Raw genomic sequence first — 15,742 nt, 5'->3', positions numbered from 1 at the left:
ATATGCGTGCTTTCGAAATGAGAAGAACCCTGCTGCTGAGTGTGCTGCTGCTGGTGTTACTGGCCATCGCCTTTGCAGTCTGGTCAATGATGACCGGCAACGATCACCGTACCAACGATGCTTACGTTAACGCGGATTACACCCTGGTGGCGCCGAAAGTCTCCGGTTACATCAGCAACGTGCAGGTGCAGGATAATCAGCAGGTCAAAGCGGGCCAGCTGTTGGCAACGCTGGACGACCGTGACTACCGTGTTGCGCTGGAGAGTGCCGAGGCTGACCTGCAGGTGAGTCAGGCGAAACTGCTGAGCAGCCAGGCCCAGCTTGAACAGCAGCAGTCGGTGATTGATCAGCAGAAAGCCAGCGTCGCGGCCAGCCAGGCTTCCGCGCAGTATGCCGGTCAGAGCGCCGATCGCTATAACCGCCTCTATAAAAGCGGCACCGTAGCCGCCGACGATCAGCAGAAAGCGAGCTCGAATCAACGCTCCGCGCTGGCAGCCGTGCATCAGAGTCAGGCCGCGCTGGCGTCGGCCATGAAACAGGTGGGTGTGTTACAGGCCGCGGTGCGTTCAGCTGAGGCGGATGTCGCCGCGGCTAAAGCCAGCGTCGATCAGGCAAGGCTGAATCTCTCCTACACGCGCATTACGGCTCCCGTTGACGGCATGGTCGGTCAGCGTTCGGTGCGGATTGGCGCATATGTTTCAGCCGGAACCCGTCTGCTGGCGGTGGTGCCGCTGCAGCAAACCTACATCACGGCTAACTACCTTGAGACGCAGTTAAGCGATGTGCGTCCGGGTCAGCGGGTGCGAATCAGTGTGGATGCCCTGCCGGGCGAGACCTTTACCGGCCATGTGGACAGCATCGCACCGGCCACCGGCGCAACTTTTTCGGCGATTGCTCCCGACAACGCCACCGGCAACTACACTAAAGTCGTTCAGCGTCTGCCGGTAAAAATTGTGCTGGATGGTGACCAACAGCATCTGGCTCAGTTACGTGTCGGCATGTCGGCGATCCCCGACATTCAGGTGCCGTAAAATTGTGAGCAATATCTCAGAACGGACCTATTTCATTTGGTCGGGATTACGCGTAAATTAGCGCCTGATCCTGTTCTGAGAGTTATTCAGATCGACCCGGAAAAGAGCAGACCATTACTGAAATGGCGATCTCTTTTCCACATCTGTTCGCGTTGCACTGGTTTGGGATCGCCATCATCGTAACCGCTCAGAGGAGTTGCTTTGTGAAATATGCCTTGATGGGAATATCTTTTTTCGCGTTACTTTGGTTCGGCACTTTTGTTCTGCTGCTGAAGTAATGGCGTGACAGTGCCGCCACGGGGCGACCATTGCGTCGCCCCTGCTGGCTGTCAGCTCTCTTCCGTTTTCATGCTGCCCGGCAAGACGCCATCGGCACGAAACATCGCTTTAATTCCCCGTACCGCCTGACGAATACGATCGCTGTTTTCAATCAGCGCAAATCGCACGTGCGTGTCCCCATAGTCGCCAAACCCGATGCCGGGTGAGACACAGACCTTCGCCTCCTGCAGCATATGTTTGGCAAACTCCAGCGAACCCAGATGCGCATAATGGTCGGGAATTTTTGCCCAGACGTACATCGAGGCTTTGGGGTTATCCACCATCCAGCCCGCTTCATGCAAACCTTTGACCAGCACATCACGGCGGCGTTTGTACTGCTCAGCGATGTCACGCACACACTGCTGATCCCCTTCCAGCGCCGCAATCGCTGCCACCTGCAGCGGCGTAAAGGTGCCGTAGTCATGGTAACTTTTGATTCGTGCCAGCGCGGCGACCAGCTCTTTATTGCCCACCATGAAACCGATGCGCCAGCCCGCCATGTTGTAGCTTTTCGACAGGGTAAAGAATTCCACGGCGACATCACGCGCGCCGGGCACCTGCATAATCGACGGCGCTTTCCAGCCATCGTAAACGATGTCGGCATAGGCCAGATCGTGGATCACCAGCACGTTGTACTGCTTCGCCAGCGCAATGACCCGCTCGAAAAAGTCGAGCTCCACACACTGTGCGGTGGGGTTAGACGGGAAACCGAGGATCATCATTTTTGGCTTGGGGTAGCTCTCGCGGATGGCGCGTTCCAGCTCATTGAAGAAATCGACCCCCGCGACCAGCGGCACCGATCGCACCTGCGCACCGGCAATCACCGCTCCGTAGATATGAATCGGATAGCTGGGATTGGGCACCAGCACGGTATCCCCATGATCCAGCGTTGCCAGCATCAGGTGCGCCAGCCCCTCTTTGGAACCGATGGTGACAATCGCCTCAGATTCGGGATCGATTTCCACCTGATAGCGATCGGCGTACCAGCGCGAGATCGCTCTGCGCAGTCGCGGAATGCCGCGCGAGGTGGAATAACCGTGGGTATCGTCACGCTGCGCCACCTGGCATAACTTTTCGACGATGTGTGGCGGCGTCGGGCCATCAGGATTGCCCATTGAAAAGTCGATGATATCTTCGCCGCGCCGACGCGCAGCCATCTTCAGTTCAGCGGTGATGTTGAAAACGTAAGGGGGTAAACGTTCAATACGCGAGAAACGACGGGGTGTGCTGTTATCAGCCATGATGTCCTCTGGATTACGTAAGCGCCCGGACCGTCCGAGCGACGCGGGTCACTGCGGTGACCCGTTACGAACATAACGTGGCGAGGATCATTTTGTCGAGGGTGGCGGAAAATTTTTTTATTGTTGCGGATTCAGCCGTCCCAGCAGCCAATCGTTCACCCAGTGGCCGTCCAGCAGATAATTATCCCGCAGCGTGCCCTCCAGCTGAAAGCCGTTTTTCTCCAGAATACGGCGTGAGGCCCAGTTTCCTTCAATCACCATCGCCTTAAGTTTGTGGAAATCCGCTTCCAGCAAAAACTGGCACAGCGCCGCCAGCGCTTCGCTGCCATAGCCCTGACCACAGTAGCGATGCAGCAGCATGTAGCCCACTTCCGCCTGACGATGTGGCTCCCATTCGGGGCTGCAGCCAAACAGGCCAATCGGCTCACCGCTGTCACGGCGTCGTGCCACCAGGCAGAGCATGTGAAAACTGCCCGGCTGCCAGGGTGCCAGACGCGTGGTGAAGCGCTGACGGATATCCGCTTCATCGGGGATTTCGCTGACCCATTTCATGGTGTCTCGGTCTTCATGGACGGCACGAAAAAGTTGCCAGTCTTCTGGCTGTAATTTACTGAGGGTTAATCTGGCGGTGACAAGTTGCATCTGCTGCTCCCGATGGGCGCGGTTTTCCAGCGGTCGCTGGCGCACGTCATCGCGCAACATAGCAAAATGGCATCACAGCAACCAGCCTTAGCGAGCTGAAAAAACGTTCCCCTTTATTGCACTCAACTTTTCCTCTTTTTACAGATTGGCCGTAAAAATTGATCTGAAACACGATCTCCCGGCGTGATTGATCGGGACGCTAGCGGTTCGCGATCACATTTTTTATCATAAGGCACTTTCCCTTGCCGACGAGGCGCCTGTGTCCTCCCACTTCACGATGTTACTGGCCGTATTTGACCGCGCCGCCCTGATGTTGATCTGCCTGTTCTTCCTGACGCGCACCCGTCCGTTTCGTCAGCTGCTGCAAAAAGATGAACATACCCGCGCAGAAAAAGTGGCAGTGACGGCCATCTTCTCCCTGTTCGCGCTGTTCAGTACCTGGTCGGGCGTCAATGTCGACGGCTCGCTGCTGAATGTGCGGGTGATTGCCGTAATGGCGGGCGGCATTTTGTTTGGTCCCTGGGTCGGTATCGCCACCGGCATCATTGCGGGTCTGCACCGTTTTCTCATTGATATTCACGGCGTGACCTCGGTGCCCTGTCTTATCACCAGCATCATTGCCGGTATTGTGGCGGGCGGTATTAACCGCCGTGTACTGAAGGAGCATCGCTGGCGCGCCGGTATCGTCGGTGGCATGCTGTGCGAAGCCCTGACGATGCTGCTGATCGTCATGTGGGCGCGCCCTGCCTCACTCGGACTGGCGATTGTGTCGGAAATTGCCCTGCCGATGATTCTTGGCGCGTCCAGCATCGGTATCATTGTGTTGCTGGTGCAGAGTGTCGAGGGCGAGAAAGAGGCGATTGCCGCCCGCCAGGCTAAGCTGGCGCTGGAAATTGCTAACAAAACCCTGCCGCTGTTTCGGCAGGTGAACAGCGACTCGCTGCGCAATATCTGTGACATTATCCGCAGAGAGATCAAAGCCGATGCGGTGGCGATGACGGATAAAAAGCAGATCCTGGCCTACGTCGGCTATGGCGAACATAATTATCAGCATGGGGATGATGGCATCAGCCCGACGACGGCGCAGTCGATCAACAGCGGTAAAATTATCATTAAGAACAATGATGAAGCGCACCGCACTAAAGATATCCATTCGATGATCGTCATCCCGCTGTGGGAAAAAGGCAACGTCACCGGCACGCTGAAAATCTACTATCGCCGCGCGCACCGTATTACCGGCTCGCTGAAGGAGATGGCGATTGGCCTGTCACAAATCATCTCAACCCAGCTTGAAGTGTCGCGCGCCGAGCAGCTGCGTGAGATGGCCAATAAAGCGGAACTGCGCGCGCTGCAAAGTAAAATAAATCCCCATTTCCTGTTCAACGCGCTGAATGCTATCTCCTCCTCTATCCGGCTCAATCCCGATACCGCCCGCCAGCTGGTGATCAACCTGTCACGCTACCTGCGTTATAACCTGGAACTGAACGATGATGAGCTGATCGATATCCGCAAGGAGCTGTGGCAGGTGAAAGATTACATCGCCATCGAGCAGGCGCGGTTTGGCGATAAGCTGACGATGATTTATGACGTCGATGAAGATCTGCATTTTCTGCTGCCGAGTCTGCTGATCCAGCCGCTGGTAGAGAACGCCATTGTGCATGGCATCCAGCCCTGTAAAGGCAAAGGCGTGGTGACGCTGAGCGTGCGGGATCTGGGCGATCGGGTGCGGATCGCCGTGCGGGACACCGGCCAGGGGATCAGTGACGAAGTGATGGAACGGGTGGCACGTAATGAGATGCCCGGCAATAAAATCGGCCTGCTCAATGTGCATCATCGGGTCAAACTCCTGTCGGGTCAGGGACTGAACATCGTGCGGCATCAGCCGGGTACTGAAATTTCCTTTACGCTGAGTAAGAACGGACAGCGCCTGGCGGAGAATCTGTTATGAAAGCCATTATCGTGGAAGATGAATTTCTGGCGCAGCAGGAGCTGAGCTGGATGATTCAGCATCACAGCAAAATCGAAATTGAAGCCTGCTTTGATGACGGTCTCGACGTGCTGAAGTATCTGCAACAGCATCGGGTGGATGTGATTTTCCTGGACATCAATATCCCCTCGCTGGATGGCATGCTGCTGGCAAAGAATATCCATCAGTTTGCGCACAAGCCGCTGATTGTCTTTATCACCGCGTGGAAAGAGCATGCGGTAGAAGCGTTTGAGCTGGAGGCGTTTGACTACATTCTGAAGCCCTATCAGGAGTCGCGGATTGTCACCATGCTGAACAAGCTGGAAGCCACCGCACAGGCGCTGCAGGCGGTGAGTCATCTCAGCGCCACACCCGCGCCGCAGACGGTCAATCTGATCAAAGATGAACGCATTATCGTCACAGACGTGAATGATATTTACTACGTCGAGGCGCATGAGAAGCTGACGTTTGTCTATACCCGACGCGAGTCCTACGTGATGTCGATGAATATCAGCGAGTTCTGTTCACGCCTGCCGGAGCAGCAGTTCTTCCGCTGCCATCGCTCTTACTGCGTCAGCCTTAGCAAAATCCGCGAAATCGAGCCGTGGTTTAACAACACCTATCTGCTGAAGCTACGCGATCTGGAGTTTCAGGTGCCGGTCAGCCGCAGTAAGGTGAAGCAGTTCAGACAGCTGATGCGTCTTTAGCTTCAGACGGTGACGAAACCATTCAGGCAAGGAAGTGGCGTGCAGGGAAGCAGGATAAGTCAGGTGGTGATTTCCCGATCCTGACCGGCTAGAGCCGCCAGGTCGGGAAAATCGATCGCGCGCAGAATGGCACTGCGCGCGGGGTAAAGCAGAATCAGATTTCGCGACCCAGGGTCTGACGCAGATGCGCGCCCGCGCCCAGCAGGCCAGGCTGATCGTGCGTAATCATATAGACCGGGATGCTGGCAACGTAGTCGCGGAAGCGGCCTTTATCTTCAAATGCCGCACGGAAGCCCGACGACTTAAAGAACTCCAGGAAGCGTGGCACGATGCCACCCGCAATGTAGACGCCACCAAAGGTGCCGAGATTCAGCGCCAGGTTGCCGCCGAAACGCCCCATGATGACGCAGAACATCGACAGCGCACGACGGCAGTCGGTGCAGCTGTCATCCAGCGCACGCTGGCTGACATCTTTCGGCTTCAGGTTTTCCGGCACGCGATGATCCACTTTCACAATCGCACGATAGAGGTTAACCAGACCGGCACCCGACAGCACACGTTCAGCTGAAACATGGCCCAGCTCTTCGCGCAGTACTTCCAGGATCTGATCTTCTTCTTCGCTGTTGGCCGCGAAATCGACATGGCCACCCTCGCCCGGCAGGCTGACCCAGCGCTTGTCCACATGCACCAGATGGCTGACGCCTAAGCCGGTACCGGCACCATAAATCGCGATAGGCTTATCTTTAACCGGTTCTGTGCCGCCAAACTGAATCACGTTTTCGGCGGTCAGCATCGGGATCGCCATGGAGACCGCGGTGAAGTCGTTAATGATTTCCAGGTGTTCAAAACCGATGTTCTCTTTGAGCTTGCGCGTTGAAAACGCCCAGTCATGGTTGGTCATTTCAACCCAGTCATCGGTAATCGGGCAGGCGATAGCAATACAGCCATCTTTAACGTCCTGCTGTTGTTCATCAAGATAGTGGCGGATGACGGCTTCGAGGCTGTCGTATTCTGATGTTGAGAATGTTTTGGCCTGGGTGATGCTGCCGCTTTCCACCTCACACAGGGCGAGGCGCGCGTTAGTACCGCCGACATCGCCGACCAAGGCATAGGTTGTCATTCTTCTGTTGCTCCGCTTGGGGTCTTAAGAGTTGGAGGACACTATAAATTTCTGCCCATAAAACAACAACGCTCACCGGTGCGATTGGTGAGCGTCTTACTCAGTTGTGCTACAGCCTAACCGCGTTAGTCCACCCTGCACAGCGGCAACTATCTGAATCTTAGCCGCCGTTGCGTTGATTCAGGCAGGCGGTGACTTTTCTTAGCAGTGGCGGCAAATCGTCTTTCGGCATAACCACCTCAACCAGCGACAGCCATTGAGGCGCTGAAAGTCGCGCCATCACCTCGTCTAACTGCACGGTTTCACTGATGCGCCAGCTCTGCGCCTGGCCCTGAAGGCTAAGGGCGTGTGGCAGAGCCGTCCAGTTCCACGGGGCGATCTCATTGTAACGTTGTGTTGCGCCATGAATCGCCCGTTCGACGGTATAGCCTTCATTATTCAGCAAAAAGAGTATCACTCGCTGCTGGTCGCGCAGCATGGAACCCAGTTCCTGAATCGTCAGCTGCGCCGAACCGTCACCGATAATCAGGATAACCCGGCGACCGGGGTCGGCGGTCTGCGCGCCAAACGCTGCCGGAAGAGTATAGCCGATTGATCCCCATAATGGCTGAACCACCAGCTGCGCCCGCGAGGGCAATCGCAACGCGGCGGCACCAAAGGCGGCCGTCCCCTGCTCGGCCAGAATCAGGTCGCCGGGCTGCACAAATTTCTGCATCGCCTGCCAGAAAGCGTGCTGACTTATCACCGCCGCAGGTTCTGCCGGTTGTGAAACGGACAGCGTGGCGGCGGGCTGCCACTGCCGGCCATAGCGTTCAAACAGCGGCTGCAGTTCACTGAGCGCATCTGCCATCGACAACGGCGCAAAATTTTCACCGCCGACGCTGGCACTGAAGGGCTGCAGATCGATCAGTCGTTCAGGATTGAACTGCTGCGTGAAGCCTGCGGTAATCGTGTCAGTAAAACGCACGCCGACGCAGATCGCCACATCCACCTGCTCGATCTGTTCGCACACCTGCCCTGCACTGGCCTCACCGGCATAGGTTCCGACATAACCCGGCTGCTGCTCATCCAGCACCCCTTTGCCCATCAGCAGACTGGCACAGGGAATCGCACTCATTTCCCGCAGCGCAGCCAGGGCGGCCTGCTGCTGCCAGCGCAGCGCCAGAAAATCGGCCAGCAGTGAAACGCGTTGTGCCGGTGCCAGTAAACGTTCTGCCGCGGCACGGAAAGCGCGCCGTGCGTCAGCCGAAGAGGGTTGATGACTGCTGAGGGGCTGCGCGGGTGGCGGCACCTCTAACGCCGCCACGTCGACGGCCAGCGAGAGATAGCCGGGACGACGGGCCTGCAGCGCAGCGATAATCACCCGATCAATCTCAGCCGTGGCATTGTCGGCAGTCAGCTGTGCCGTTGCGGCACTGACCTCTGCGGCCATGCGAATGAAATGCTGGAAATCGCCATCGCCCAGCGAATGATGCACGCAGTCACCCTGTTGCTGGGCCTGCATCGCGGGTGCCCCGACGATGTGAATCACCGGCAGATATTCGGCATAACTGCCCGCGATGCCATTAATTGCGCTAAGCTCGCCCACGCCAAACGTGGTGAGTAACGCTCCCGCGCCGTTGCAGCGCGCATAACCGTCCGCCGCATAGGCTGCGTTAAGCTCATTGGCGCAGCCAACCCAGCTGATTTCAGGATGGGCGATAACGCGGTCAAGAAACTGCAGGTTATAGTCGCCCGGCACGCCGAACAGATGCTTTACTCCCATCTCCTGCAGACGGGTCAGCAGGTAATCTCCAACGGTGAATGTGGACATTGCGCATTCCTTTCAGGGAAGAGTCGGGTTAAGTATCTGACAGAGAGTGAAATTAGCGAGGCGAGTCCCTGTTTTCGCCAGCCGCAATGCCTGGAAAGTCGGCGTTACGCTGGCGGATTATTCTGTAAAAACGCGATCTGCTGCGCGCTGTCACTGAGTGTAACCGTATACACTGATAGACTTTTGGCACATATCCCCGTTTTTACTCAGGAGCGCTGAATGTCCTCTTTCCCCCATCCCGATCGCTATCAACAGATGGAATATCGTCGCAGCGGCCGCAGCGGCATTAAACTGCCCGCCATTTCGCTGGGACTGTGGCACAACTTTGGTGACAGCACCCGGGTTGATAACAGCCGTGAGCTGCTGCGTCATGCGTTTGACCTTGGCATTACCCATTTCGACTTAGCGAACAACTACGGCCCGCCTCCTGGCTCCGCAGAAGAGAATTTTGGCCGTATTCTGCGTGAAGATTTTCGTGCCCATCGTGATGAGCTGATTATCTCCACCAAGGCGGGCTACACCATGTGGCAGGGACCTTATGGGGATTGGGGGTCGCGAAAGTATCTGATCGCCAGCCTGGATCAGAGCCTGAAGCGCATGGGACTGGAGTATGTGGATATTTTCTATCATCACCGTCCCGATCCGGAAACCCCGCTGGAAGAGACGATGCGTGCGCTGGATCATGTGGTGCGCCAGGGCAAAGCGCTTTACGTGGCCCTTTCAAACTATCCGGCTGACCTTGCTGCGCAGGCGATCGCGATTCTGCGCGATCTCGGCACGCCTTGTCTGATCCACCAGCCGCGCTATTCGATGTTTGAACGCACGCCAGAGCAGGGATTAATTCAGACGCTGGGCGATGCGGGCGTCGGCTGTATCGCCTTCTCTCCGCTGGCGGGCGGTGTGCTCACCGATCGCTATCTGCAGGGCATCCCGGAAGATTCGCGTGCAGCCAGCGGCAGCAAGTTCCTGAGCGGGAGCCAGCTGACCGAAGAGAAGATGGAGAAGGTCCGCAGGCTGAATGTGATTGCGCAGCAGCGCGAACAGAAGCTGGCGCAGATGGCGCTGGCGTGGGTGCTGCGTGACGATCGTGTCACCTCGGTGCTGATTGGTGCCAGTAAAACGGCCCAGATAGATGATGCCGTGGCGATGCTTGCCCGTCGTCAGTTCAGCGACGCCGAGTTAGCGGCGATTGACGCGGCTCTGATGTAACGTTTTTACCGCCCGGCGCTGGTCGGGCGTTTTTTTCGCCAGAATAGTCTCAATCCCCTCTTTCTCCCCAATTTCCTCACAATCTTCCGACACAATGATACGGTAACAACAGCAATACGCAGGCATAATCACTGCGCCGCAACAGCATCAGCCTGTTGATGAGGAGAATATAATGAAAAGAGCTCTTATTTTTGCTGCCCTGCTGGCTCTGTTTTCGCCGCTGGCATATCACACAGCCGAGGCGTCCAGCGCCTCAATTTCTCTGGCCCCCGGCGTGACCCTGAATCTGGGCGATCGCGATAATCGTGGTAACTACTGGGATGGTGGTCGCTGGCGTGAACCCCGCTGGTGGAATGACCGCTACACCTACAACGAACGCCGCTGGTGGCGACACGAAGAGTGGCGTCGTCAGCAGCAGTGGGAGCGTGAACGCCGCTGGCAGGAGCGTGACCGTGAGCGTCGCTGGGATCATCAGTATCGCCGCGATCGCGATCGTGACTGGGATCATCATGACCGCCGTGGTCCAGGTCCTGGCCCGCGTGGTTTTGGGCCTCACGGACCCGGTGGACCCGGACCGCATGGCCACGATCGCCACTAAGAGAAACGCTCAGCAGGATGAATCTGACCGCAACGGATAAACTTAACGCGCAGGTAATCTCTTAACGCCATGCAGGCCAGACCTCCTGAACAAAAAACGCCCGGCATAAAGCCGGGCGTTTTTTTGTTTCCAGAAATCCTTACAGCCCCAGCGCTTCACCTACCAGCAGATAAAGGTTCAGCGCAATGACCAGCAGCACGATCAGTCGTCCGGTGTTCTGCATCAGACGTGAGTTCACCATATCATCGCCCATCAGCTCGCGGTTGCCGGTAAAAGAGAGCAGCGGAATCAGCGCCAGCGCGATACCGAAACTCAGCAGCACCTGACTCATCACCAGCACCTTTGTCGGATCCCAGCCTGCCCAGATAACAATAAAGGAGGGCAGCATGGTGACCGTACGACGTACCCAGAGCGGAATATGAAAACGGATAAAGCCCTGCATCACTACCTGCCCCGCCAGCGTACCCACCACCGTTGAGGATAATCCGGCCGCCACCAGACTCAGACCAAACACCGTCGCCGCGGCCTGGCCTAACAGCGGTTGCAGCGTCAGATAGGCCTGATCGAGTTCAGCAATTTTACTGTGGCCGCTGAAATGGAAGGCCGCTGCCGCAGTCGCCATCATCGCCAGGTTAACGAATCCGGCGATGGTCATCGCAATGGCGACATCCAGTTTGGTTGAGGAGTAACGCTGACCTTTGCTGTCCTCACTCTTGCCCTGCGTCAGCGCAGAGTGCAGATAAATCACGTGCGGCATGATGGTCGCACCCAGCACACCGGCGGCCAGGAATACGGCATCCGACGTCGGTAACGCGGGCAGCGCCATGCCAACCACCAGCTCTTTAATATTGGGCTGGGAGAAGAAGAGTTCGACGATGTAGGCCGCCGCGACAAACAGCAGCAGTCCGCCAATCACCAGCTCCAGCGGCTTTTGTCCGCGGCTCTGTAACATCAGTATCAGGAAGGTGGCGATACCGGTCAGCACCGCGCCCTGCATCAGGGAAATGCCAAGCAGCAGCTTGAACCCCAGTGCGGCACCGATAAACTCCGCCAGGTCGGTAGCCATCGCAATAATTTCCGCCTGCACCCAGTAAAACCAGACGGCGGGCCGTGGAAAGCGATCGCGGATGTGTTCGGCGAGATTCTTGCCGGTAGCGATACCGAGCTTGGCGGACATCAGTTGGATCAGCATCGCCATGATGTTGGCCCAGACCACCACCCACAGCAATTTGTAGCCGTAAGCAGCGCCCGCCTGAATGTTGGTCGCAAAGTTGCCCGGATCGATATAGCCGATAGCGGCGATAAAGGCGGGCCCCAGCAGTGCGAGTTTGACTTTTCTGACTCCGCGAGCGGCGCGCTCGGCGGTACGACTTTCAAACATATCCGGTACCCTGTCTGAACATTTGCCTGCCCCGGCAGCTTAGGGGATGGCATGTGCAAGTGAAATTCGTTTATTGTTATCGGTGTAATAGATGCTGCTATAAAGTATAGCCATTGCTATACATTACAGTAAAGGAAGTGATTGCTAAAAATGTGAGCAACGGTGTCACTCTACGCTCAGTGTAAAATTCAGACAATAATTATGTGGTTATCCGGAGTGAACGATTTGTAAACAGGACGTGATCGCTGGAACTTTTCTGGAAAATATAGCGATAGCGAATACTTATATTGTGGTTCAGATCTCGTTTTTAAGTAACGCGTTACATAGAATACGCAACAAAATACAACCCTCCTCAAATTTGGAGCAACCATGTCCCATATTTTGCAATTTCTTTTAGCACTGGTGGTGGTCGGGATACTTTCCTTACTGGTGAGTCACGATCGTAAAAGCATTCGCATTCGCTACATTATACAGCTATTGGTGATTGAAATTGTGCTCGCCTGGTTCTTCCTGAACTCAGAAGCGGGACTCGGTTTCGTCAAAGGATTCGCAGGCTTCTTTGATCATCTGCTGAAGTATGCGGCCCAGGGCACCAACTTTGTCTTCGGCAACATGAACGACAAAGGTCTGGCCTTCTTCTTCCTTAACGTGTTGTGCCCAATCGTATTTATCTCTGCCCTGATCGGTATTCTGCAGCACTTCCGTATCCTGCCGTGGGTGATCCGCGGTATCGGTACCGTGCTGTCGAAAGTCAATGGCATGGGAAAACTGGAATCTTTCAACGCCGTGAGTTCTCTGATACTGGGACAGTCAGAAAACTTCATCGCCTATAAAGATATCCTGGGCAAGATGTCACAGCGCCGCATGTACACCATGGCCGCGACGGCGATGTCGACCGTTTCGATGTCTATCGTCGGTGCATACATGACCATGCTGCAGCCGAAGTATGTGGTTGCTGCGCTGGTGCTCAACATGTTCAGTACCTTTATCGTGCTGTCGCTGATTAACCCTTACCGCGTTGAGAACGAAGACGACCTGCAGCTGCAGGATCTGCATAAAGGTCAGAGCTTCTTCGAGATGCTGGGCGAATATATTCTGGCAGGCTTCCGCGTCGCGATTATCGTAGCCGCCATGCTGATTGGTTTTATCGCGCTGATTTCAGGTCTGAATGCGCTGTTTGATCTGATCTTCGGTATCAGCTTCCAGGGTGTTCTCGGCTTTGTCTTCTATCCGTTTGCCTGGGTGATGGGTGTCCCTTCTGGCGAAGCATTGCAGGTCGGCAGTATTATGGCGACGAAGCTGGTATCGAATGAGTTTGTTGCCATGATGGATCTGCAGAAAATCGCGGGTCAGTTGTCGCCAAACTCAGAAGGTATTCTGTCCGTGTTCCTCGTGTCGTTCGCTAACTTCTCTTCTATCGGCATCGTAGCCGGTGCGATAAAAGGTCTGAACGAAGAACAGGGCAACGTCGTTTCCCGCTTTGGCCTGAAGCTGCTGTACGGCTCAACGCTGGTCAGCGTGCTCTCTGCCGCTATCGCCGGTCTGGTTCTGGCGTTCTGATACGCTTTTAAGCATTAAAGGGCGAGCCTGGCTCGCCCTTTTCTTTTTGCGCCATCCCTGCTCTTCTTCCCGCTGATTTGCCTTTTCCGCTTTAGCGCTTCTTTTCCCTCTCTGCTTACATTGCCTGCCCCGGTTACGTCTGCAATTAAACCGTGTGCGACAGGCAGCACAAGGTCACGCCAGGGGCGCTGGAAGCATCATAAGGTTTTGTTGGTAAATAATGTGATTAGCAGCGTGACGGGAAGAGTAAAGCAGTAGCGTTTTTATCCGCTCGAACAGGCGAATGAAAGATAAATCAGAAAGGATTTTGACAACGACGTGTCAGAAAATGGTGGAGATAAGCGGGATCGAACCGCTGACCTCTTGCATGCCATGCAAGCGCTCTCCCAGCTGAGCTATACCCCCACATCTGGAATCATTTTTCAGTGCCAAACTTCTGGGAGGAAGTTTGGTGGAGCTAAGCGGGATCGAACCGCTGACCTCCTGCATGCCATGCAGGCGCTCTCCCAGCTGAGCTATAGCCCCGAACCGAAAAACTGTCGCGTTAAGCGACGGACGGCATAATATGAAACCCCCTCCAGGGTGTCAACGGCAAAATGACATTCTCTGTTTGATCGCTGAAAAAGGCGGCAACCTGCGAAGTTTCAGCAGCATGCTGCAGGTGAAAATCGTGTCTGGTCAGGCAGGACCGTTTTTTAACTGTTATTCAGGCTGCAGTCAGGTTAATTCACGGTTAAATATGTTATAGGAATTTTCTTGTCTTCGTCTTTTTCGCATGCAAAACTTAGCCCGCTAATTTAGTGGCCGCCGGAACCCTCTTCCCGCGCGCCGCGCGTCCACCAGGCGTAATCGTCCCCATTAATCATAAAAAAACTATTGAGATACTATGTCGCTGCATACACCTAAAGAAATCGCACAACTGGCGATCCAGTCAGGCGTGGCTAAAAGCCGTTCGCCCGTCAGCATCCTCCTGATTCTTGGCTTTATGGCGGGCGCATTTATTGCGACCGGCTTCCTGCTGGATCTGCATGTTATTAACTCCCTGCCCGCTGAGTGGGGCTCATTTTCTGGCCTGTTAGGTGCCGCCGTCTTCCCGGTGGGTATCATCATGACCGTGCTGGCGGGTGGCGAGCTGCTGACCGGCAATATGATGACCTTACCGGTGGCCTGGTTCGCCCGTCGCATCAGCTTTATGAGCGTAGCGCGTAACTGGTTCTGGGTGACTCTGGCTAACTTCCTGGGCAGCGTGGCTGTCGCGTGGTTCTTTGGCCATATGCTGGGCATGACCGAAGGCGATTACCTGAAGAAGACCGTGGCTATCGCCTCTGCAAAAGTCCACGCCGATTTCCTGCACGCCTTTATTTCAGGCGTGGGCTGTAACTGGCTGGTTTGTCTGGCGGTCTGGCTGGCATTTGCCAGTAAAGATATGGTCGGCAAGATCTTCGGCATGTGGTTCCCGGTGATGGCGTTTGTAGCTATCGGCTTCCAGCACGTCGTCGCCAACATGTTTATTATCCCGGCCGCCATTTTTGCCGGTCAGATGACCTGGGCAGAGTACTTCCCTAACTTCGTAGCCGTCTTCCTGGGCAATGCCGTAGGTGGCGCTGTCTTTGTCGGCCTCGCTTACTTCCTGGCCTACCGCCCTGCCGCTGAACCCGCCAGTAATCCGCAGTAATTCTGTTTTGCCTTTTGTCATCAGACAAAAGGCAATTTCAGCCTCAGTTACTTTTCACCGTTACGTTTTGCTGTAATATGTACCGCTAATGTATTTAACAGGGACAGCATCGTGAAAAAGGAATGGCTTACCCCCGAAGAACTGGCTGCAGAAACGGGTTACAGTCGGCAAACGGTGAATAAATGGATCAAGCGCGAGAACTGGACAACGACACCAAAGCCCGGTGTACAGGGCGGTAAGGCGCGTCTGATTCATATTGATGAGCGCGTAAAGAGCTTTATTCAGTCGACCCGCAATCTCAATGAACCCGCAGCAACCTATGGCGCAGTGGCAAATTCATTACCTGCGTTATTGATAAGTTCCGTCCAGCAAATGAGTCAGGATGAACAGGAACAGTTCACCGCATTAATCTTACGTGAAGGGATTAAAGGCGTGCTGGAGCGGCTGGGAATTGGTGAAGAGTAAAGAAACCGGAAGCATG

Annotated in this window: 14 protein-coding genes and 2 tRNA genes; 9 read left to right on the top strand and 7 right to left on the bottom strand. The window is 55.4% G+C overall.

The window, feature by feature from the left end:
• Positions 1–2 precede the first annotated feature (2 nt).
• Positions 3–1,031 carry an HlyD family secretion protein gene (locus PU624_RS09355; RefSeq protein WP_283547390.1) on the top strand — a complete coding sequence of 343 codons (1,029 nt, stop codon included), beginning with the start codon at positions 3–5 and terminating at the stop codon, positions 1,029–1,031.
• A 203-nt stretch (positions 1,032–1,234) separates the two neighbouring features.
• Positions 1,235–1,309 (top strand): membrane protein YpdK, encoded by a 75-nt coding sequence (ypdK, locus tag PU624_RS09350; RefSeq protein ID WP_099257831.1) that lies wholly within the window; start codon positions 1,235–1,237, stop codon positions 1,307–1,309.
• A gap of 51 nt (positions 1,310–1,360) precedes the next feature.
• Here the strand turns inward: ypdK and alaC are convergent, their stop codons facing one another.
• On the bottom strand, positions 1,361–2,590 hold the full coding sequence (alaC, locus tag PU624_RS09345; protein ID WP_283547389.1) for an alanine transaminase: 1,230 nt from the start codon (positions 2,588–2,590) through the stop codon (positions 1,361–1,363).
• Positions 2,591–2,707: 117 nt separating this feature from the next.
• Positions 2,708–3,232, bottom strand: a complete 525-nt coding sequence (locus PU624_RS09340) for a GNAT family N-acetyltransferase (protein WP_283547962.1) — start codon at positions 3,230–3,232, stop codon at positions 2,708–2,710.
• Between the two features lie 277 nt (positions 3,233–3,509).
• Between PU624_RS09340 and PU624_RS09335 the strand changes: the two genes are divergently transcribed.
• The gene (locus PU624_RS09335) at positions 3,510–5,180 is read left to right on the top strand and encodes a sensor histidine kinase (RefSeq protein ID WP_283547961.1); all 1,671 of its coding nucleotides are present in this window, start codon (positions 3,510–3,512) and stop codon (positions 5,178–5,180) included.
• Positions 5,177–5,905, top strand: coding sequence for a LytR/AlgR family response regulator transcription factor (locus PU624_RS09330; RefSeq protein ID WP_283547388.1), 729 nt, complete (start codon positions 5,177–5,179; stop codon positions 5,903–5,905). Before PU624_RS09335 ends, PU624_RS09330 begins: the two co-directional genes overlap by 4 nt.
• 154 nt (positions 5,906–6,059) lie before the next feature.
• Here PU624_RS09330 and glk read toward each other — a convergent pair whose 3' ends face one another.
• Complete coding sequence (gene glk / locus PU624_RS09325) at positions 6,060–7,025, bottom strand: glucokinase (protein ID WP_283547387.1); 966 nt, start codon at positions 7,023–7,025, stop codon at positions 6,060–6,062.
• Between the two features lie 160 nt (positions 7,026–7,185).
• Positions 7,186–8,838, bottom strand: a complete 1,653-nt coding sequence (gene ipdC / locus PU624_RS09320; RefSeq protein WP_283547386.1) for an indolepyruvate decarboxylase — start codon at positions 8,836–8,838, stop codon at positions 7,186–7,188.
• A 219-nt stretch (positions 8,839–9,057) separates the two neighbouring features.
• Here ipdC and mgrA point away from each other — a divergent pair, with 219 nt between their 5' ends.
• The gene (mgrA, locus tag PU624_RS09315; protein WP_283547385.1) at positions 9,058–10,047 is read left to right on the top strand and encodes an L-glyceraldehyde 3-phosphate reductase; all 990 of its coding nucleotides are present in this window, start codon (positions 9,058–9,060) and stop codon (positions 10,045–10,047) included.
• Positions 10,048–10,219: 172 nt separating this feature from the next.
• Positions 10,220–10,645: a DUF2502 domain-containing protein gene (locus PU624_RS09310; protein ID WP_283547384.1), complete on the top strand. Its 426-nt coding sequence runs from the start codon at positions 10,220–10,222 to the stop codon at positions 10,643–10,645.
• A gap of 139 nt (positions 10,646–10,784) precedes the next feature.
• On the opposite strand, the gene PU624_RS09305 is transcribed toward PU624_RS09310, so the two are convergent.
• Positions 10,785–12,026 (bottom strand): Nramp family divalent metal transporter, encoded by a 1,242-nt coding sequence (locus PU624_RS09305; RefSeq protein ID WP_090958949.1) that lies wholly within the window; start codon positions 12,024–12,026, stop codon positions 10,785–10,787.
• A gap of 369 nt (positions 12,027–12,395) precedes the next feature.
• Between PU624_RS09305 and PU624_RS09300 the strand changes: the two genes are divergently transcribed.
• The gene (locus PU624_RS09300) at positions 12,396–13,586 is read left to right on the top strand and encodes a NupC/NupG family nucleoside CNT transporter (RefSeq protein WP_283547383.1); all 1,191 of its coding nucleotides are present in this window, start codon (positions 12,396–12,398) and stop codon (positions 13,584–13,586) included.
• A 329-nt stretch (positions 13,587–13,915) separates the two neighbouring features.
• Here PU624_RS09300 and PU624_RS09295 read toward each other — a convergent pair.
• Positions 13,916–13,991, bottom strand: a tRNA-Ala gene (locus PU624_RS09295).
• Positions 13,992–14,035: 44 nt separating this feature from the next.
• A tRNA-Ala gene (locus PU624_RS09290) sits at positions 14,036–14,111 on the bottom strand.
• Positions 14,112–14,472: 361 nt separating this feature from the next.
• Between PU624_RS09290 and PU624_RS09285 the strand changes: the two genes are divergently transcribed.
• Both PU624_RS09285 and PU624_RS09280 read left to right on the top strand, forming a co-directional pair.
• Positions 14,473–15,261 carry a formate/nitrite transporter family protein gene (locus PU624_RS09285; RefSeq protein ID WP_283547382.1) on the top strand — a complete coding sequence of 263 codons (789 nt, stop codon included), beginning with the start codon at positions 14,473–14,475 and terminating at the stop codon, positions 15,259–15,261.
• Between the two features lie 111 nt (positions 15,262–15,372).
• Entirely contained in the window at positions 15,373–15,726 is a 354-nt protein-coding gene (locus PU624_RS09280) for a YfeC-like transcriptional regulator (RefSeq protein ID WP_283547381.1), read from the top strand.
• Positions 15,727–15,742 lie beyond the last annotated feature (16 nt).

Source organism: Pantoea sp. Lij88, assembly GCF_030062155.1.
In the GTDB taxonomy this organism is placed as follows: Bacteria; Pseudomonadota; Gammaproteobacteria; order Enterobacterales; family Enterobacteriaceae; genus Pantoea.
Note: the sequence above shows the minus strand (reverse complement) of the source record. Positions and strands in the feature narration are given on the sequence as shown.

Excerpts from the sequence above, each read along its gene's own strand:
- PU624_RS09300 (WP_283547383.1), top strand. The coding sequence starts at position 12,396 with ATGTCCCATATTTTGCAATTTCTTTTAGCACTGGTGGTGGTCGGGATA.
- PU624_RS09305 (WP_090958949.1), bottom strand. The coding sequence starts at position 12,026 with ATGTTTGAAAGTCGTACCGCCGAGCGCGCCGCTCGCGGAGTCAGAAAA.
- PU624_RS09310 (WP_283547384.1), top strand. The coding sequence starts at position 10,220 with ATGAAAAGAGCTCTTATTTTTGCTGCCCTGCTGGCTCTGTTTTCGCCG.
- alaC (WP_283547389.1), bottom strand. The coding sequence starts at position 2,590 with ATGGCTGATAACAGCACACCCCGTCGTTTCTCGCGTATTGAACGTTTA.
- PU624_RS09340 (WP_283547962.1), bottom strand. The coding sequence starts at position 3,232 with ATGCAACTTGTCACCGCCAGATTAACCCTCAGTAAATTACAGCCAGAA.
- PU624_RS09335 (WP_283547961.1), top strand. The coding sequence starts at position 3,510 with ATGTTACTGGCCGTATTTGACCGCGCCGCCCTGATGTTGATCTGCCTG.
- ipdC (WP_283547386.1), bottom strand. The coding sequence starts at position 8,838 with ATGTCCACATTCACCGTTGGAGATTACCTGCTGACCCGTCTGCAGGAG.
- PU624_RS09330 (WP_283547388.1), top strand. The coding sequence starts at position 5,177 with ATGAAAGCCATTATCGTGGAAGATGAATTTCTGGCGCAGCAGGAGCTG.
- mgrA (WP_283547385.1), top strand. The coding sequence starts at position 9,058 with ATGTCCTCTTTCCCCCATCCCGATCGCTATCAACAGATGGAATATCGT.
- glk (WP_283547387.1), bottom strand. The coding sequence starts at position 7,025 with ATGACAACCTATGCCTTGGTCGGCGATGTCGGCGGTACTAACGCGCGC.
- PU624_RS09285 (WP_283547382.1), top strand. The coding sequence starts at position 14,473 with ATGTCGCTGCATACACCTAAAGAAATCGCACAACTGGCGATCCAGTCA.
- PU624_RS09355 (WP_283547390.1), top strand. The coding sequence starts at position 3 with ATGCGTGCTTTCGAAATGAGAAGAACCCTGCTGCTGAGTGTGCTGCTG.